Below are 18,294 nucleotides of genomic sequence, written 5' to 3'. Positions count from 1 at the left end.
CCGTGCGCCGCCGACTGGTGATCAGTTACCTGCTGCTGATGGTGCTCGTCCTCGTCGCGTTGGAGAGCCCTCTCGCCGTCACCCTGGCCAGCCGGGAGACCGAACGCGTACGCGCCGACCGGCTCGCGGACGCCACCCGGTTCGCCTCGCTGGCCGGGCCGGCGCTGCGCGGCGGCGAACCCGGGCCGATCGGCGCGGAGCTGCGCAGCTACGACGAGCTGTACGGGATCGGCGCGGCGGTCGTCGACCGGGACCGGGGCATCGTCGTGGACTCGGCGAGCTGGCAGTCCTCGGGGACCGCCACGGTGCTGGACGTCGCGCTGTCCGGCCAGCAGAGCAGCGCGCCGGAATCGATCTGGCCGTGGTCCGCCGGCCCGGTGGTGGTGGCGGTGCCCATCAACGACGGCGGGGAGGTCCTCGGCGCGGTGGTGATCGTGACGCCGGCCGACGAGATACGCCGGGCCGTGACCACCTGGTGGCTGCTGCTCACCCTGGCCGGCCTGCTCGTCGTGCTGGCCTGCGTGCTCACCGCGTTCGGACTGGCCGGCTGGGTGCTGCGGCCGGTCACCGAGCTGGACGCGGTCACCCACGAGATCGCCGAGGGCGACCGGAGCGCGCGCGTGCAGCACCGACTCGGGCCGCCGGAGCTGCGCCGTCTCGCGGCCAGCTTCAACCACATGGCCGACGTGGTCTCCGACGTGATGGACCGGCAGCGCGCGTTCGTCGCACACGCCAGCCACCAGCTGCGCAATCCGCTCACGGCGTTGCGGCTGCGGGTCGAGGAACTGGGTCCCAGCCTGACCGACGCGGACGGGCGCTCCGAGCACCGGTTGGCGTTGGAGGAGACCGACCGGTTGGCGCTGGTGCTCGACGCGCTGCTCACCCTGGCCCGCGCCGAGCGTGAGGAGAACGAGCGGGTCACCGTGGACGCCGCCGCCGTGGCGGCCTCCCGGGTGTCCGCGTGGGCGCCGCTGGCCCGGCACCGGTCGGTCGCGCTGCGCCTCGCCACGAGCGACGCCCCGGCGTACGCGCGGACCGTACCGACAGCCGTCGACCAGGCGCTGGACGCCCTGATCGACAACGCGGTGAAGTTCAGCGGGGCCGGCGGCGCGGTGACGGTGACCGTGGCACGGCGCGACGACGGGGTGGTGCTGGAGGTGCGCGACACCGGCCCGGGCATGACCGAGAGTCAACTCGGCCAGGCCACCGAGCGGTTCTGGCGCGCCCCGGACGCGCAGAACGTCGACGGCGCCGGGCTCGGCCTGACCATCGCCGCCGTGCTGGTGGACGCCTCCGACGGCCGGCTCACGATGCGTGCGGGCACACCGCGCGGGCTGGTCGCCGGCCTGTGGTTCCCCGCGCCGGAACCGGCCACGGAGTCGGCCGACGAGGAGTCGGCCGACGAGGAGCCAAGCACAGAACGGCGGCCCGCCCCGGCGCGCTGACGGCCCCCGGCGGAGCGGGCCGCGGCGGTCGTCATCCAGCGGCTCAGGGCTTGGCGGCGCGGTACCAGGCGGCGGCCCCCGGGTGCAGCGGCAGCGGAGCGGTGGCGATCGCCGAGCGGGGACTCATCCGTCCCGCCGCCGGATGCGCCGCGCCCAGCTCCGCCCGACGTTCCATCAACAGCCGGGTCACGTCCCGGACCAGCGGCTCGGGCAGGTTGGCGCGCACGATCAGGTAGTTCGGGTCGGCGACCGTCGTCACCGGGTTCATGCCGTACACCGAGCGGGGGATGTCCCGGGAGACGTAGACCTGCCCGTAGCGGGCGCGCAGCGGTTCCGTCCACTCGCCCAGGTCGACGATCCGGGTGGCGCTGCGTCCGGCCAGCTCCACGATGCCGCGTACCGGCAGACCACCGGAGAAGAAGAACGCGTCGATGCGTCCCGAGCGCAGAGCGGCCACCGAGTCGTCCAGGTTGAGGCGTTCCCGGCGTACCGCGTCACCGCCGAGCCGGGCCACCTCCAGCAGTCGGGTGGCGGTGATCTCCGTGCCGGAGCCGGCCGCCCCCACCGACACCCGTCGGCCGCGCAGGTCGCCGACCGTACGGACCGGGCCGCCGTCGGTCGTGACCAGGTGCAGTTGGTCGTCGTACACCCGGGCCACCGCGTCCACCGGCAGGCTCTGCGTCGGGCTGGTGGGCAGCACGTCGGCCTGGGTGAAACCCAGCTCGGCCGCTCCCGAGCCGACCAGGCGGACGTTCTCGGCCGAGGCCGCGGTGATCACCACGCTGGCCCGTACCCCGGGCAGTTCGCGGTTGAGGATGGTCGCGAGGGACTGTCCGAACGCGTAGTAGACGGCGGTGGGGCTGCCGGTGGCGATACGGATCTCCACCGGCTCGCCCGGGTCGTCACGGCAGCCGGCGGCGGTCAGAGCCACGACCAGCGCCAGCGCCGCCGCCCCCGCGCGGCACCGACCGGCCCGATCCGACGAGGTACGACTCACGCGCTGCACTGTGCGCGCTCCGGCGGGCGGGCGCAAGCCCGTACCCGTCAGTACCTCGGGGCAGGTGGGGCCGAGCCTCGCTCAGCAGGCCGGTCGGCGGCCCGGCTCCGATACCGCGCCGCGCGCCGGCTCCGTCGACGCGCTGCGCAGGATGCGCTCACGGTCCGGCCCGTCGGCGACGCTGACCAGGAAACAGCCGGTGCCGGGGCGGAGTACAGCCGGCACGTCGAGCACTGCCGCGCCGCGGATCAGCACGGCGGCCAACTCCCGGTCGGTGAGCCGGACGCCGAGGATGTGCCGCCGCACGTGTCGTCCGCCGGCCAGCAGCGCCGACCTCCACGCCGCCGCCGCGAGGCGGGACGTCCACCGGCGGCGGGCCGGCGACGCGCCCGGCACCGGACCGCCCAGCAGCTCCCGACGCCCCTGCCACCAGCCCGCGTCCACCAGCCGGGCGTACGCGCCCCGGTGCTCCGGCGGCACCCAGAGCCGGTGCACCTCGTATCGGCGGCGCAGTCCGCCGACCGTGACCTCCTGGGTGACCGGGATGTCGAGGCGCGCGAGCAGCTGTCGCATCCGCTGCGCGGCGTCCTCCCGGTTGAACTCGACTCCCGGCGCGTGTGACGGCAGCGCGGCGATCGGCCGGGCACCCGCCGGGGGCGCCGTGCAACGCAGCAGGCAGGCCGCCTCGAACGCGTCGCCCAGGGTCAGCCAGTCCAGCGGAGGGGGCGTCGACGGCGAGCGGGGCCTGTCGAGCAGGGCGGGATCTAGGGCCAACGGAGGCTCCTTTGCCGGAGTCTGGGTTCCCCTACCGTGGCCCCTGCGCGGCCGTTACGGAACGTGTCCCGCCCAGCCTTGAGCAAATCTTGCGGCTTGCGCGCCGCTACAGGTCGGTGACCACGAGATCCACCTGCCGTACCCGGCCGGCGGCGGCCGGTTCCTCCACCACGGTGTGCTTCAGCTCGCGCAGGGTGCCGATCAGCTCCCGGGCGGTACGCGGCTTGACGCCGGCCAGGAGCAGGTCACGCACCAGACGCCCCTTGGTCGCCTTGTTGAAGTGGCTCACGACCGAGCGGACGGGCACACCGTCGACCTCCCGCTCGTGCAGCACCCGCACGGTGACCGTCCGCTCGGCCAGCTCACCGCGCGGAGTCCAGGTGGCCGCGTACGCGCCGGAGCGCAGGTCCAGCACCGGGCCCCGACCGGCCGCGCCGGCGAGGACCGACGGCAGCTCCCGGCGCCAGTACGTCGACAGCGCCCCGACGCCCGGTAGGCGGGCCCCGATCGGGCAGCGGTAGGGCGGAATCCGGTCGGCGAGACGTACCGCGCCCCACAGCCCGGAACTGATGAGGATCGACCGGCGGGCCGCCCGCAGCGCCGTCGACGGGAGCGTGGCCAGCTCCAGCGCCTCGTAGACCACGCCCGTGTAGAGCCGCTCGGCCGGCGCGGTGGCCGCCTCCCGCAGCCGGGCGTTGCGCCGCAACTCGCCGCGCTGACCGTCGCTGAGCCCGAGCGCGGTCAGCGCGGCCTCCTCGTCGGGCCCCGCGCTGAGCGCCACGAGCGCGTCGAGCACCCGCTCGCGGGCCGGGTTCAGCTCCGGCAGCGAGAGCCTGTCCGGCGTCCACCGCCGCCCGGTGCCGGCGTCGGCCTTGCCCTCCGAGGGCGGCAGCAGGATGAGCATCGGGTCTCCTCGAACGGGTACGGAGGCGGCCCGGCCAGCGTACGACCCGTCGTCAGCGCCACGGCCGCACCGGGGTGTCGGGGTGGTACACGCGATAGCCGCCCACCTCACGTACCGGGGCGGCCTCATGCCGGTCGGCGAGCAGCCGGCGCAGCCGCCGGTCCATCGGCGAGTCGATCTCCACCACGTAACCCGGCCGCGCGGCCCGCCCGACCTGCCGCCAGTACGGCCGGTAGCGGTTCTGCCCGGGGGACAGATTGCCGTCGAGCACTCCGCAGACCACCGTCTCGTCCGTGTTGAAGATGAGCCGGTTGCAGGTCCAGTAGTCCCCGTACACCTCGTGGGGTCCGTCGGCGCGCAGCGCGGAGGCCAGTTCCCGGGCCTGGCGCTCCTCGGTCCGCGACGCGGCCGTGCCGCTGGTCGCGAAGAGCACGGTGACCACCAGAGTCGTCGTGGCCAGCGCCGCCAGCGCGGCGGTGGCCAGCGCGCCGGTCAGCCGGCCGAGGGCGCCCACCGTGCCCCGCCAGCAGGCCACGGCCACCGCCCAGAGCGGCCAGAGCACCGCCGGCAGCGACAGTTGCAGCACCGACAGGTACCGGGCGTTGTCCAGTGGGCTGGTCGCGGCGAGCGGGCTGCGCACGTACGACAGGAGGGTCAACGCCGCGCCGACGACGAGCGCGAGCTGCACGACCGGCCCGACCCGCGCGGCCCGTGGCGTGCTCTCGGCGGGTGGCGTGCCGGCGGCCCGGCGGTACGCGACGAGCGCCAGCGCCGCGGCGGCCACCAGCAGCGCCGGGTAGAGCAGTCCGAACCACTGCTGCCCCCGGCCGCAGCCGTCGACCGGGCAGAGCCCGTGCGCCAGCGGCACCCCCTCCAGCAGGCCGCCCCGAATCCGGTCGGACCATGGCGGCAGCGGGCCGGCCTTGGTGCTGACCTCCCGGAACACCGTCAGCGAGTCCTCACCCGGCCCGGCGCGCAGGTTGTCGACGATCATCGGCGCGACCCCGACCACGAAACCCGCCACCAGCAGCAGCCCGGCCCAGCCGAACAGCTCCCGCCGCACCGCCCAGACCAGGGCCGACGCGGCGACCGCGAGGTACGGCAGGATCAGCCAGTCCGACCAGGCGGCCAGCCCGGCCAGCAACCCGAACAGCGCGAACGCCAGTCGACGGTGGCGCACCGACCCGGCGGCCAGCCCCACGGTGATCAGCAGCATCAGCAGCACCGCCGGCTTGACCTCCGGCCGACCCCCGACCACGGTGAGCTGGTCGCGCACCACCCGCTCCGGGCCCAGCGCCAGCAGACCGACCACGAGGACGGCGAACCACGGCGGGTAGAGCCGACGGGTGAGCCGGTACACGAGGTAGAGGAAGACCGCGTACAGGGCGAGCATCGGTAGCCGCAGCACCGGCCAGCTCGGCCCCGCCACCGCGAGCAGAGGCGCGGCCAGGTACGACTCCAGCATCCCCATGTAGTGCTGGCCGTAAAGGAAGACCGGACGCTCGCGGCCCTGCCCGATGTGCAGGGCGGCCAGCCCGAAGGTCGCCTCGTCGCTGTTCGACACCGGCACGGTGTACAGCGTCAGGACCAGCCGGTACCCGACACCGACCAGCCCGAACACCAGCGCGACGAGCGCCGGCCGGTCGAGTCGCGGACGCCACCGCCCGCGGTGCTGCTCTGGATGCGACACGACCACGCCCCCGTCGTCGTCCCGACCGGAGTGTTTCACGGACCGTGGGCCGGTCGGGCCGCTTCGGCCCAGTCCGGCCTGGCTGGCGGGCTGCGGTTCGGACCCGCTCGCGTGGCCGTCGGCGTCGACCTGTGGCAGGGTTGGCGGGTGCCACCCACTCCCGCCGGCGAACTGGCCGTGCCGAATCTGCACCGGGCCGCGCGAATCGAAGACGCCGTGCACCAGCTCGTGGAGCGTCGGCTGCGCCGCACCGGCTGGCGGATGAACATCGTCGCCTACACGGGCTACGGCCGTCCCGGTTGGGTACGCGTCATGTGCCGGGTGCTGCTGGGCCGTCCGGACAACCGTCAGCGGGGCCGGCTGGACAAGGTGCGTGGCTGGCGCAGTTTCACGACCCTGCCCGCCAAGCACGTCACCGTGCAGATCGAGGCCGGTGGCGTACGACACGAGGCCCGCGCCGACCGCAGCGGTTTCGTCGACACGCTCGTCGAGGCCGACCTGCCGCCCGGTTGGGGCACCGTACGCCTCAGCGTGGCCGACGCCGAGCCGGTCGACGCGCCCGTGCGCATCCTCGACCCAGAGGTCAAGTTCGGCATCCTCTCCGACATCGACGACACGGTGATGGTCACGGCGCTGCCCCGGCCGCTGCTCGCCGCGTGGAACACCTTCGTCCTCGACGAGCACGCCCGTGCGGCCGTACCCGGGATGGCGGTGCTCTACGAGCGGCTCGTCACCGCACACCCCGGCGCCCCGGTCTTCTACCTGTCCACCGGCGCCTGGAACGTCGCGCCCACGTTGACGCGGTTCCTGTCCCGGCACCTCTACCCGGCCGGGCCGCTGCTGCTCACCGACTGGGGTCCGACCGCCGACCGCTGGTTCCGCAGCGGCATGGAACACAAGCGCTCCACCCTCGCGCGGCTGGCCAAGGAGTTCCCCGACGTACGCTGGCTCCTCGTCGGCGACGACGGCCAGCACGACCAGGAGATCTACCGGGAGTTCGCCGCCGCCCACCCGGAGAACGTCGCCGGGGTGGCGATCCGCAGGCTGTCCCCGACCCAGTCGGTGCTGGCCGGTAGCCTGCCCGCCCCGGCGGGTCGGCCCTCCTCGGGGCTGGTGGGGCAGAAGTGGCTGTCCGCGCCCGACGGCGCCGGCCTGTGGCAGCTACTCCGCGACGCCGGCCTCGTCTGACCCCTCGACGGGATACGCGAGAACCCCCGGGCGCCGCGACTCCTGCGGCGCCCGGGGGTTCTTTTCGCCTACTACAGCAACGAGGGTGCACCCCAGGTGACGGTGCCGATGGCGCCGTTGCCCGGGTAGAGGGTCATGGTGCCGTTGCTTCGGCGACGGACCACCAGGTCGACCTTCCCGTCGTTGGTGACGTCGCCGAGACCGCTCGGCACCGACGCCTGCGCCGCCACGCCCACGGACGCCAACAAGTCCATGGTCGGCAACACCATCGGCGCGGGTAGCGCCTACTGGACCAGCTGGCAGATCGACCTGATCGGCAACCGCACCCAACAGACCGAGCACAACCTCACCGGCGGTGCCGACACCAAGACGGTCTACGCCTACAACGGCAACGGTCAGAACAAGCCCCACACCCTGACCTCCACCACCACGACCGGCGGAACCGCCGGCACCACGTCGTACTCGTACGACAACGCCGGTAACACCACCGGTCGCAACGCCGCCCAGGGAAGCCAGACTCTCACCTGGGACGACGCCGGCAAGCTCGCCGACGTCACCGGCGGCACGAGCGGCAACAACAGTTTCATCTACGACGCCGACGGCAACCTGCTGCTGCAGAAGGAGCCGGGCAAGAACACCCTCTACCTGCCGGGGCAGCAACTCACCCTCAACACCGCCACCAGCGTCGTGACCGGCAGCCGCTACTACGCCCTCCCTGGCGGCGGTAGCTGCATCCGCACCGGCAGCGGCACGGCGTACACCTTCGCCATCGCCGACCACCAGGGAACCCCGTCGCTCTACCTCGACAACACCGCCCAGAACCCGACTTGGCGGCAGTACACCCCGTACGGCGGTGCCCGAGGTGCGGCCGTCGCCGCACCCGACAACCGAGGCTTCTTGAACAAGCCCATGAGCCCGGTCGGACTCACGACCATCGGCGCCCGCTCATACGACCCCGCGATCGGCAGATTCACATCGGTGGACCCACTGCAGGCCGCCGGACAGCCGCAGCAGTGGAATGGCTACTCCTACTCCAACAACACACCGGTCACGTCGAGCGATCCGACCGGTCTCATCCCGGAGGGCTGCCGGCACTTTGACTGCTACGGCTACGATCCTCGGCCTCTTAAGAAGGGCGATGGCCGCGGTGCCGGCGGTTGTCCCGGGGGCTGTGGAACTGCCAAGAACAAGGCTTGGGGAAAGGCGAACCACAAGTCCACCACCAAGGCAAAGATCGTTGACAAGCATGTTGCGCCGCGCCGCGAGACGCCGAAGCCAGGGCCTGGGCCGAAACCTGACGTGTCCCAGCGTCTGGCGGGCACGCCTGATCCTGGCCCAATCGGTTGTTGGGCGGCGAAGCCGACGGATTGCGCGGCCGAAGAGCCGCTGGTTGCGAATGGCAAAATGGAAGGAGTTTGCCTGACCGGAAGTTTCGCAGGGATCCTGGGCGGTGGAGTCACTGGGTGTGTGGCTTTCGATCGCCAGGGCGTGGGTTGGACCTACACGAAAGGCATCGACATCGGGCCCAACTTCGGGGTGTTTGGAGGCGTGGGCTCTGTGGCGTCGGACGGTAGCATTGACGATCAGGCCGGCACGTCCCAGTATTGGCAGGCCGGCGCCGGCGCCGAGGCCTCCGGCAGCGTGTCCTTCACGGCTGGCACCGGAAAGCACGGACAGCCGGTGCACAGCGTCGGCGCGAGCGCTGGAGTGGGCGTAGGCGGCGGCTATACGGAGGGTGGCTCCAAAACGGCTGCCGGCCGCTGGTTCGATTGGTCCGATGTGACAGGTCTACTTGGGTGAGGAGTTAGGCCTTGAGCGACATCATGGCTGAGGCGAGAGGACGAAAATCCTACCGCCTGCTGGTATGGGCTGGGCGGGCGGTGCTCCTGTCGGCTGCCGTACTGGTTCTGACGCAGGTCCTGTGGGCCAACCACGTAATCAGTCGTCCGATGATGGTGGCGGTGATTGCGCCGGCCGTGCTGGTGTTCCTTGCATCAGTGCTGGTCGCGATCCCAGCGCTTGCTATTCAGGCCGCGCACTTCTCTGCCAATCCACTCGGCAGGGGGCTGATCGAACGTCAGACACGTTTTAGTCAGATGTTCGTGACGGATCTCCTGGCAATTCCATCGAAGCTCGCGAGCAAAGACGGCATGAAATAGGTGGCGCCCCTTGTGCCCTATCTAGTGGTAGGGCACAAGGGGCTGCTATTGATGACAATCCGCCATCACTCGACGATCGTATAATGGCGGGTAGTGTGCAATGGTAGGCTTTTTGCGGAGCCAGATAACCTCAGTCGGTCCCGTTGATAATCACTGTCACGGTTGAAGCGAAATCAGCTCTGGCGCAGCCAGATGACGCCCAACGGGGGGCCTGGAGGGCTGCTGACGCCACCAGTCCGTGCTACGGCACGTCCTCGGCGTGCACCTCGCCCAGGTTGCCCACCCCGGACCCGCCGTAGTGGTGGGCGTCGGTGTTGAGCACCTTTGTTCACGTGCCGCCGGCCGGGAGCCCGATCCGGTAGTCGTGCAGCGGCTGGGCGGAGAAGTTCGCCACGCACACCAGCGTCGGCCGTCCGGGGCGATGCTGACGAAGGAGACGGTGTTGTTGGCGATGCCGTCGCCGGCGATCCACCGGAACCCGGCCGGTTGGGTGTCCTGCGCCCACAGCGCCGGGGTGTCCCGGTAGACGCGGTTGAGGTCACGGACGAGCCGCTGCACGCCGGCGCGGGCCGGGTCGTGCAGCAGGTACCAGTCGAGGCCGCGCTCCTCGCTCCACTCCCGGTCGTCGGCCAGCTCCGAGCCCACGAGTCCGCCGCCCGTCCAGAGAACCTCGCCGAGGTGGCGATCCGCCGACCGTCCCCGCCCCTACCGGCCGTCCTTGGGGCCGGTGGGGCAGAAATGCCTACCCGCCCCCGACGGCACCGGCCTGTGGCGACTGCTGCGCGAGGCCGGGCTGGTCTGACCGGCGGCTCCCGCCGGGCTACCGGCCGTCGAACACGTCTTCGAGGACAAGCCTCGCCCGGCCGGGGACCTCTTCGTCCGGGAAGATCTCGGCGCAAAGGCCGAGGACCTCTTCGGGGTTGTTCAGCCCGAGGTGCTCCACGAGGAAGCGGATGTCCTCGGCGTCTCGGCGTCGTGCCGCGAGAACCTTCATGGCGAGCAGATGCTCCGGGGACGCCGCCGAGACCCGCAGGCCAGGGTGATCGAAGACCCGTGGTGCTTCCGGGTCCCCGCCAACGGCGACGTACGAGCTCGCCTGTTCGTTCAGCCACCACTGCGGCAGCCCTAGCTCGTCCGCGACGGCCCGCGCTTCGTCGAGGACGATGCCATGCGGCTGAAAAACGGCGTCAATATCGCGCGTCGCCCGGCGGGCGTCGTAGGCCAGTGCCATGGCAGCTCCGCCGAAGATGTACAGGTCGGCGACCACGCCCCGCGTTGCCAGCCGGTCGCCGAGCCGGCGGAAGGCGTCTTCGATGGCAGTTCGATCCAGCAGGGGGTCGTCGGCGCTCACGCGACCTTCAACTCCTGCGGGGAGATGAAGACCCCACGGCGCCGGAATGCCGCTGGCGCGTGCACCACGGCGTCGACACGGGCGGCTCGTGTATTGAAGGGGAACCAGAACTGCCGTAGCGACCGGGCTTCGACCCACGAGGGGGCGCCGCGCCCGTCACGGGCGGAGAGATATTCCGCCAATGCCGCGAGGAAGACATCCCAATGATCGTCACCGGTTGGCGCTGGCTCCTGGATCAGCAGGTCAGCGCGATGCTCGGATGCTTCCCAGCCGTACTCCTCCAGGAACTCCGCCACCAGACGCCACCGCCTGGTGTCGTCGCTCCCGGCGAGCAGGACACCCAGCCGTGCGATCGTCATCGGTTCGTACCTCGCCGCACGATTGCTCACGGCGTCAACGCTAGTACAGGTCAGCGCCGATCAGCCGTAAGCCCTGCCCCCTTCGAGGGTCAGCTCTGGCGGAGCCAGATGACGCCCAGTGGGGGCACCTGGAGTGCCGTGGACGCCACCAGACCGTGCCACGGCATGTCCTGGGCGTGCACCTCGCCCAGGTTGCCCACGCCGGACCCGCCGTAGTGGTGCGCGTCGGTGTTGAGCACCTCGGTCCACGTACCGCCGGCCGGGAGCCCGATCCGGTAGTCGTGCAGCGGCTGGGCGGAGAAGTTCGCCACGCACACCAGCGTCGAGCCGTCCGGGGCGATCCGGACGAACGAGACGGCGTTGTTGGCGACGTCGTCGCCGGCGATCCACCGGAACCCGGCCGGCTGGGTGTCCTGCGCCCACAGCGCCGGGGTGTCCCGGTAGACGCGGTTGAGATCACCGACGAGCCGCTGCACGCCGGCGCGGGCCGGGTCGTGCAGCAGGTACCAGTCGAGGCCCCGCTCCTCGCTCCACTCCCGGTCGTCGGCCAACTCGGAGCCCATGAACAGCAACTGCTTGCCGGGGTGCGCCCACATGTACGCCAGCAGCGCCCGGACGTTGGCCAACCGCTGCCAGGTGTCGCCGGGCATCTTGCCGGCCAGTGAGCCCTTGCCGTGCACGACCTCGTCGTGGCTGATCGGCAGCACGTAGTTCTCGCTCCAGGCGTACGCCAGGGAGAACGTGAGCTGGTGATGGTGGTGCTGGCGGTAGATCGGGTCCTTCGACGTGTAGAGCAGGGTGTCGTGCATCCAGCCCATGTTCCACTTGAACCCGAAGCCCAGCCCGCCGCTGGCGGTGGACTGGGTGACCCCCGGCCACGCGGTGGACTCCTCGGCGATCATGACGACCCCGGCGTGGTGCTTGTAGACCGTCGCGTTCACCTCCTGCATGAGCGCGATGGCCTCCAGGTTCTCCCGACCGCCGTACTGGTTGGGAGCCCACTGGCCCTCCTCGCGGGAGTAGTCCAGGTAGAGCATCGACGCCACCGCGTCGACGCGCAGCCCGTCGACGTGGAACTGGTCGCACCAGTAGAGCGCGTTGGCGACCAGGAAGTTGCGGACCTCACGGCGGCCGAAGTCGAAGACGTACGTGCCCCAGTCGGGGTGCTCGCCACGCCGAGGGTCGGGGTGCTCGTAGAGCGGGGTGCCGTCGAACCGGGCGAGGGCCCACTCGTCCTTGGGGAAGTGCGCGGGCACCCAGTCGAGGATCACGCCGATGCCGGCGGCGTGCAGGGCGTCGACGAGGTGGCGGAACTCGTCCGGGTCACCGAAGCGGGACGTCGGCGCGTAGTAGCCGGTCACCTGGTAGCCCCAGGAGCCGCCGAACGGGTGCTCCATCACCGGCAGGAACTCCACGTGCGTGAAGCCCAGCTCGGTGACGTACGCGGTGAGCTGGTCGGCCAGCTCGCGGTAGCCGAGGCCGGGCCGCCAGGAGCCGAGGTGCACCTCGTACACGCTCATCGGCTCCTGGTGCGGCCGCCGCTCGGCCCGGCGGGCGAGCCAGTCGGCGTCGTTCCACCGGTACGTCGAGTGGTGCACCACCGACGCGGTGGCCGGCGGCACCTCGGCGTACGCCGCCAGGGGATCGGCCTTGTCCCGCCACTGCCCGTCGGCGCCGAGCACCCGGTACTTGTAGCGCGCACCGACGCGGGCGTTGGGGACGAACAGCTCCCACACGCCGCTGGAGCCGAGCGAGCGCATCGGCCAGCCGTCGTCCGCGCCCCAGCCGGTGAAGTCGCCGACCACGCGCACGCCCTGGGCGTTGGGCGCCCAGACGCTGAACGCCACGCCCTCGTCGAAGACCCGCGCGCCGAGCACGTCCCACAGCCGCTCGTGCCGGCCCTCGCCGATGAGGTGCAGGTCCAGCTCGCCGAGCGTGGGCGGGTAGCGGTACGGGTCGTCGTGCGTCGTGCCGTCGACCTCCACCCGGTAGTCGAGCACGGTGCCCTCGACCTGCGCCTCGAAGACGCCCAGATCGTGCACCCGCTTCATCGGGTGCCGCTCGTCGCCGACGAGCAGCACCACGTCACCCGCGCCTCGGCGCATCGTGCGGATCGTGGTCGAGGAGTCGGCGGGGTGCGCGCCGAGCAGCGCGTGCGGGTCGTGCGTCACGCCGGTGATCAGCTGGTCCATCGGTCGTCCTTCGGTGCGGCGGCGGTCGGTGCGGAGGCGGACGGGCGGGGCGCGGACGGCCGGCCAGCCGAGGACCGGGCGGCAGCCGCACGGGCCGCGGCGCGGGATGCCAGGGTGGCCGGCGTCGCCGCCCCGCTGGCCGGGGTCACCGGCGCGGTCGCCGGGGCAGATGGCGCGGTGGCCGGAGTCGGCGGCGCGGTGGCCGGGGCAGATGGCGCGGTGGCCGGAGTCACCGGCGCGGTGGCCGGGGCAGATGGCGCGGTGACCGGGGGCGGCGTCGCGCTGGCCGGGTTCACGGGCGCGGTTGCCGGCGGCGACGGCTGGTTAGCCGACTCTCCGACGCTGGCCGGTAGCGACGGCGCGGTGGCCGGGGCCACCGGGGCGGTGCCGCCGGACAGCTCCTCCGGTACGTCGGTGACGGTGAGGTCCGCCGGTTCGACGCCGGCCGGCTCGGGCACGGCGGGCGGCGTCGGGCGGCGGATGGTCAGCACGTGTGCCGGTTGCAGGTACGGGTCGAGCCGCACCGCGTTGCGCTGCCCCCAGTCGTAGCTGGTGCCGGTCAGCTCGTCGTACACGGTGAACCGCTCGTGCCAGTCGAACCCGAGCGCCGGCATGTCGAGGGTGGTGTTGCCCCACTGCACCTCGCGCGAGTCGAACGAGCAGATCACCAGCACCGTGTTGCCGGTCTCCGCGTCGTGTTTCGACCAGCACAGCAGCGCCGGGTTGTCGATCTCGTGGAAGCGCAGGTTGCGGAGCTGGTGCAGGGCGGGGTTGTCCCGGCGTACCCGGTTGAGGGTCGTCAGGAACGGCGCGAGCGAGCGGCCCTGCGCCTCGGCGGCGGCCCAGTCGCGGGGGCGCAGCTCGTACTTCTCGTTGTCCAGGTACTCCTCGGCACCCGGGCGGGCCACGTGCTCGAACAGCTCGTAACCCGCGTACAGGCCCCAGGAGGGGGAGAGCAGCGCCGCCAGCACCGCCCGGATCTTGAACATCGGCGGGCCGCCGTGCTGCAACGATTCGTGCAGGATGTCCGGCGTGTTCGGCCAGAAGTTGGGCCGCATGTGGTCGGCCGACTCGACCAGTTCCTCGCAGTACTCCCGCATCTGCGCGGCCGTCGTGCGCCAGGTGAAATAGGTGTACGACTGCGTGAAGCCGACCTTGCCGAGGCCGTGCATGATGGCCGGCCGGGTGAACGCCTCGGCCAGGAACAGCACGTCCGGGTCGACCTTCTTGACCTCGGCGATCAGCCAGTGCCAGAAGTCGAACGGCTTGGTGTGCGGGTTGTCCACCCGGAAGATCCGGATGCCCTCGCCCACCCAGTGCAGCACGACACGCAGCACCTCGGCCCGGATGCCCTCGGGATCGTTGTCGAAGTTGACCGGGTAGATGTCCTGGTACTTCTTCGGAGGGTTCTCCGCGTACGCGATGCTGCCGTCGGCCCGGGTGGTGAACCACTCCGGGTGCTCGGTGACCCACGGGTGGTCCGGCGCGCACTGCAACGCCAGGTCCATCGCCACTTCCAGGCCCTGTGCGGCAGCCGCCTCGATGAACGCCCGGAAGTCTGCCGGCGTACCCAGGTCGGGGTGGATCGTGTCGTGGCCGCCCTCGACGGCGCCGATCGCCCACGGCGAGCCGACGTCGGTCGGCCCGGCGGTGAGCGCGTTGTTGCGGCCCTTGCGGTTGACCCGGCCGATCGGGTGGATCGGCGGCAGGTAGAGCACGTCGAAGCCCATCGCCGCCACACCCGGCAGCCGCCCGGTGGCGGTGGCGAAGGTGCCGGAGCGCCCACCCGCTGCTCCTTCGGAGCGCGGGAAGAACTCGTACCAGGCCGAGAAGAGGGCCCGCTTGCGGTCAACCCAGAGGGAGTACGCGTCACCGACCGTGACCATCTCCCGTACCGGGTGCTCCCAGAGCAGGTCGGCGAGGGCGAGTGCCGGCCCGACGCGCTGCGGCAACGGCAGGTCGGTGGCCGCGAGGGCGGTGAGCGCGTCGGCGACGCTCGCGCGGTCGGCGGCCGGCACCAGGTCCCGGGCAGCGGCCAGCACCCGCGCGCCCTCGGCGAGGTCGTTGGCGAGGTCTTCCGGGCCCTGCCCGGCGGCGATCTTCTTGGTCACCGCGTTCTGCCACGTCAGGTACGGGTCTCCGAACGCCTCGACGGTGAAGGTCCAGGAGCCGACGGCGTCCGGGCGGATCACGGCGTGCCAGCGGTCCTGGCCGGGCTCGCCGGGGCGCATCCTGGTGAACGGGCGCTCCTCGCCGTCCGGGCCGGTCCACACCACGTTGCAGCCCAGCGCGTCGTGCCCCTCCCGGTAGGCGCGCGCCGACACCGGAACCGGCTCGTCGACGACCGCCTTGGCCGGGTACCGCCCGCACGAGACGACGGGGGAGACGTCTTCGATCGGGAACCGTCCTGTCACCCCGCCAACCTACTGTGCGAGATCGGCTCGCGCGCGGCCAAGCACCCGCCCGATGGGCACCCGACCCAAGATCCGCTCACTTTCGGGGAAACTGCTGCATCGGAGCGCGTTGAGACAGCAGTTCCCCGACGTTGCGCGGATCTCCGCGAGGGGCACGGGTTGCCTGGACATGGCGTAGCCTCCCGCCATGATCGAACGGGTCAGGGTTGCGGTTGTCGGTGTCGGTAACAACACGTCGGCGCTGGTGCAGGGGCTGGCTCTCTACCGCCAGAGCGGCAGCCTGGTCGGAATCCGTAGCGAGATGATCGACGGGCTCGGGGTGGGCGACATCGACGTCGTGGCGGCCTTCGCCACCTCCGAGGAGAAGGTCGGTCGGGACCTGACCGAGGCGATCTTCCTGCCGCCCAACAACTTCCCCCGGCTGGACTGCGACCTACCCCGAGCAGGTGTGCCCGTCACGAAGGGCCTCGTCGACGCGACCGGGGTGCCGCGGGTAGCGGCGGCGCTGGCCGGGGCGGAGGTGCTGCTCTACTCGGCGCCGAGCGGCCGGCCGGAGACCGCACGGGCGTACGCCGAGGCGGCGCACACCGCGGGCGTCGCCTTCATCAACACGACTGCCGACCCGGTGGCCCGCGATCCGCACCTGCTGGACAGGTTCGAGGCGGCGGGTCTGCCACTGCTCGGCGATGATCTGGCCAGCCAGTTCGGCACCTCGGTGCTGCACAACGCGCTGCTGCGGCTGCTCCAGGAGCGGGGCCTCACGCTGGTCAGCTCCTACCAGGTCAACCTGGGCGGCACCGAGGACTTCCGCAACCTGGTCGAGCACCCCAACACCAAGAAGCAGTCCAAGCTCAATGCCCTGGCGTCGGCCGACAGGGTCGAGGTGGCGCCGCTCGGCTACCTGCCGCACCTCGGCTCGCAGAAGGTGGCTCACCTCAACATCGAGGCGCAGGGCTGGGGCGAGACAGCGGTCAGCCTCGACGTGAAGCTGACGGTGCACGATCCCAGCGGTGCTGCCGGCGTCAACATCGACCTCGTCCGCGTCGCGGCCAGCGCCCGCCGCGACGGGCGCGGTGGCTACTGCGCCGAGGCGACGTCGTTGCTCAAGTCCCCTCCCGGGACGGCGGTCTGAGGCTGCCCGTCAGCAGGCGCTCGATCCGCGCGTACTCGGCGGCCATCTCCGGGGTGGCGAGGACGTCGTCGAGGTCGGCCGAGACCTGGAAGTCGACCTCCTCGACAGCGCGGATGGCCAGCTCGTAGATCTCCCCGCGCAGGTTCTCCTCCAGATAGGTGGTCCAGTGCTCCAGCGCGGTGAAGACCGTCAGGAGGCCCTGATCCAGGTCACCGTCGGCGAGGATGCCCTCGTCGATCCGTACGAGGAGCGCGCGCAGCTCCGTCGCGTCGACCGTCCGGACGTTCTCGCGGGCGCTGGCGAGCGCCGCCCACCCGTCCTCGGTCATCTCGTGGTCGACGGCGGTCTCGAGCAGGTCGTCGCGGGTCAGTTGGGTGACCGTGTCGAGGCCGAACGCGCGCAGGTCGTCCTCGCCCGCCGCGATGACCAACTGCAGGATGGCGGCTTCGAGTTCGTCGTATCGCATGACGTCAGCGCGCGCTGACCGAGTGGTAGACGTCCAGGGTCTGCCGCGCGATGGCGTCCCACGAGAAGTGCTCGACCGCCCGTCGCCGGCCGGCCAGACCGAACCGTTCGGTACGCGCCGGGTCGGCGAGCAGCGTGTTTATCGCCGCGGCGAGGTCGGCCACGAACGTCTCCGGCTTCAGCGGCGTCCCCGACCCGTCGGTGGCCTGCTCGATCGGCACCAGCAGACCGGTGTCGCCGTCGGCCACCACCTCGGGGATGCCGCCGGTGGCGGTCGCCACCACCGCCGTCTCGCAGGCCATCGCCTCCAGGTTGACGATGCCCATCGGCTCGTACACGGACGGGCAGACGAAGACCGTCGCGTGCGTGAGCACCTGGATCACCTCGGGCTTGGGCAGCATCTCGGCCACCCAGACGACGCCGGAGCGGTTGGCGCGCAACTCGGCGACCAGCTCCTCGACCTCGGCGGCGATCTCCGCCGTGTCCGGCGCGCCGGCCAGCAGCACGAGCTGCGTGTCCGCCGGCAACTCCCGGGCGGCCCGCAGCAGGTAGGGCAGGCCCTTCTGGCGGGTGATCCTGCCCACGTACACCACGCTGGGCAGCGCCGGGTCGATGCCGAGCCGGTCGAGCACGTCGGTGCCGGAGTCCGGGGCGTACTGCACGGTGTCGATGCCGTTGTAGACCACCCGGACCTTCGACGGATCGATCTGCGGGTACGCGGTCAGCACGTCGCTGCGCATGCCCTCGCTGACCGCGATCACCGTGTCGGCGGCCTCCATCGCGGTGCGTTCGATCCACGAGGAGAGCGTGTAACCGCCGCCGAGCTGCTCGGCCTTCCACGGCCGCAGCGGCTCCAGGCTGTGCGCGGTCACCACGTGCGGCACCCCGTGCAGCAGCTTCGCGGTGTGCCCGGCCAGGTTCGCGTACCACGTGTGGCTGTGCACCACGTCGGTGCCGGCGGCGCCGGCGGCCATCTCCAGGTCCACGCCCATCGTCCGCAGCGCGGCGTTCGCGCCGGTCAGACCGGGTGGATCGGCGTACGCCGTGACGCCCGGCTCGGTGCGCGGCAGGCCGAAGCAGTGCACGCGGACGTCGGCGAGGCGACGCAGCTCCCGGGCCAGGTACTCGACGTGCACGCCCGCGCCGCCGTAGACCTCCGGCGGGTACTCGCGGGTGAGCAGGTCGACGCGCAGCGGGGTGGGTTCCGTCATGACCCCGCACCCT

15 protein-coding genes and 3 pseudogenes are annotated in these 18,294 nt (G+C 71.7%); 6 read left to right on the top strand and 12 right to left on the bottom strand.

All coding sequences use genetic code 11. The features are described 5' to 3' along the window. The first annotated feature begins 2 nt into the window (after window positions 1-2). Window positions 3-1,445, top strand: a complete 1,443-nt coding sequence (locus ABZU91_RS12320; protein ID WP_355238039.1) for a HAMP domain-containing sensor histidine kinase — start codon at window positions 3-5, stop codon at window positions 1,443-1,445. A gap of 43 nt (window positions 1,446-1,488) precedes the next feature. Here ABZU91_RS12320 and ABZU91_RS12315 read toward each other — a convergent pair whose 3' ends face one another. The 4 genes from ABZU91_RS12315 to ABZU91_RS12300 form a co-directional block, all read right to left on the bottom strand. Then, window positions 1,489-2,442, bottom strand: a complete 954-nt coding sequence (locus ABZU91_RS12315; RefSeq protein ID WP_355238037.1) for a TAXI family TRAP transporter solute-binding subunit — start codon at window positions 2,440-2,442, stop codon at window positions 1,489-1,491. A gap of 81 nt (window positions 2,443-2,523) precedes the next feature. Further along, a complete protein-coding gene (locus ABZU91_RS12310) occupies window positions 2,524-3,216 on the bottom strand; it encodes a hypothetical protein (protein ID WP_355238035.1) in 693 nt (230 codons plus the stop codon). Between the two features lie 106 nt (window positions 3,217-3,322). Beyond that, a complete protein-coding gene (gene yaaA, locus ABZU91_RS12305) occupies window positions 3,323-4,120 on the bottom strand; it encodes a peroxide stress protein YaaA (RefSeq protein WP_355238032.1) in 798 nt (265 codons plus the stop codon). Between the two features lie 52 nt (window positions 4,121-4,172). After that, window positions 4,173-5,810, bottom strand: a complete 1,638-nt coding sequence (locus tag ABZU91_RS12300) for a hypothetical protein (protein WP_355238029.1) — start codon at window positions 5,808-5,810, stop codon at window positions 4,173-4,175. Window positions 5,811-5,957: 147 nt separating this feature from the next. Between ABZU91_RS12300 and ABZU91_RS12295 the strand changes: the two genes are divergently transcribed. Beyond that, the gene (locus ABZU91_RS12295) at window positions 5,958-6,998 is read left to right on the top strand and encodes a phosphatase domain-containing protein (protein WP_355238299.1); all 1,041 of its coding nucleotides are present in this window, start codon (window positions 5,958-5,960) and stop codon (window positions 6,996-6,998) included. 71 nt (window positions 6,999-7,069) lie between these two features. Here the strand turns inward: ABZU91_RS12295 and ABZU91_RS12290 are convergent, their stop codons facing one another. Beyond that, window positions 7,070-7,252 carry a hypothetical protein gene (locus ABZU91_RS12290; protein WP_355238026.1) on the bottom strand — a complete coding sequence of 61 codons (183 nt, stop codon included), beginning with the start codon at window positions 7,250-7,252 and terminating at the stop codon, window positions 7,070-7,072. Between ABZU91_RS12290 and ABZU91_RS12285 the strand changes: the two genes are divergently transcribed. Further along, complete coding sequence (locus ABZU91_RS12285) at window positions 7,251-8,798, top strand: RHS repeat-associated core domain-containing protein (RefSeq protein ID WP_355238023.1); 1,548 nt, start codon at window positions 7,251-7,253, stop codon at window positions 8,796-8,798. The two genes, ABZU91_RS12290 and ABZU91_RS12285, sit on opposite strands and share 2 nt — an antisense overlap. Before the next feature lie 11 nt (window positions 8,799-8,809). Continuing rightward, entirely contained in the window at window positions 8,810-9,157 is a 348-nt protein-coding gene (locus ABZU91_RS12280) for a hypothetical protein (RefSeq protein ID WP_355238020.1), read from the top strand. 173 nt (window positions 9,158-9,330) lie between these two features. On the opposite strand, the pseudogene ABZU91_RS12275 reads toward ABZU91_RS12280, so the two are convergent. Beyond that, window positions 9,331-9,802 (bottom strand): annotated as a pseudogene (locus ABZU91_RS12275) (alpha amylase C-terminal domain-containing protein); the annotation flags it as partial. Between the two features lie 3 nt (window positions 9,803-9,805). On the opposite strand from ABZU91_RS12275, the pseudogene ABZU91_RS12270 reads away from it, so the two are divergent. Next, window positions 9,806-9,959: pseudogene (locus ABZU91_RS12270) on the top strand (ACP synthase); the annotation flags it as partial. An 18-nt stretch (window positions 9,960-9,977) separates the two neighbouring features. On the opposite strand, the gene ABZU91_RS12265 reads toward ABZU91_RS12270, so the two are convergent. The 4 genes and pseudogenes from ABZU91_RS12265 to ABZU91_RS12250 all read right to left on the bottom strand — a co-directional run. Beyond that, window positions 9,978-10,508: a DUF6036 family nucleotidyltransferase gene (locus tag ABZU91_RS12265; protein WP_355238017.1), complete on the bottom strand. Its 531-nt coding sequence runs from the start codon at window positions 10,506-10,508 to the stop codon at window positions 9,978-9,980. Then, entirely contained in the window at window positions 10,505-10,867 is a 363-nt protein-coding gene (locus ABZU91_RS12260) for a hypothetical protein (protein ID WP_355238014.1), read from the bottom strand. The genes ABZU91_RS12265 and ABZU91_RS12260 overlap by 4 nt, the downstream gene beginning before the upstream one ends. 89 nt (window positions 10,868-10,956) lie before the next feature. Then, a complete protein-coding gene (glgB, locus tag ABZU91_RS12255; protein WP_355238011.1) occupies window positions 10,957-13,059 on the bottom strand; it encodes a 1,4-alpha-glucan branching protein GlgB in 2,103 nt (700 codons plus the stop codon). Between the two features lie 365 nt (window positions 13,060-13,424). Beyond that, window positions 13,425-15,473: pseudogene (locus ABZU91_RS12250) on the bottom strand (maltotransferase domain-containing protein); the annotation flags it as partial. Between the two features lie 187 nt (window positions 15,474-15,660). On the opposite strand from ABZU91_RS12250, the gene ABZU91_RS12245 reads away from it, so the two are divergent. After that, window positions 15,661-16,605, top strand: coding sequence for an inositol-3-phosphate synthase (locus ABZU91_RS12245; protein WP_355238008.1), 945 nt, complete (start codon window positions 15,661-15,663; stop codon window positions 16,603-16,605). Here ABZU91_RS12245 and ABZU91_RS12240 read toward each other — a convergent pair. Both ABZU91_RS12240 and glgA read right to left on the bottom strand, forming a co-directional pair. Continuing rightward, window positions 16,577-17,071: a hypothetical protein gene (locus ABZU91_RS12240; protein ID WP_355238005.1), complete on the bottom strand. Its 495-nt coding sequence runs from the start codon at window positions 17,069-17,071 to the stop codon at window positions 16,577-16,579. The two genes, ABZU91_RS12245 and ABZU91_RS12240, sit on opposite strands and share 29 nt — an antisense overlap. A gap of 4 nt (window positions 17,072-17,075) precedes the next feature. Continuing rightward, a complete protein-coding gene (gene glgA, locus ABZU91_RS12235; protein ID WP_355238002.1) occupies window positions 17,076-18,281 on the bottom strand; it encodes a glycogen synthase in 1,206 nt (401 codons plus the stop codon). Between the last annotated feature and the right edge of the window lie 13 nt (window positions 18,282-18,294).

It is taken from the genome of Micromonospora sp. NPDC005174 (assembly GCF_040608495.1).
Classification (GTDB): Bacteria; Actinomycetota; Actinomycetes; order Mycobacteriales; family Micromonosporaceae; genus Micromonospora.
The sequence above is the reverse complement of the archived record's forward strand: the minus strand, read 5'-3'. Positions and strand labels throughout refer to the sequence as shown.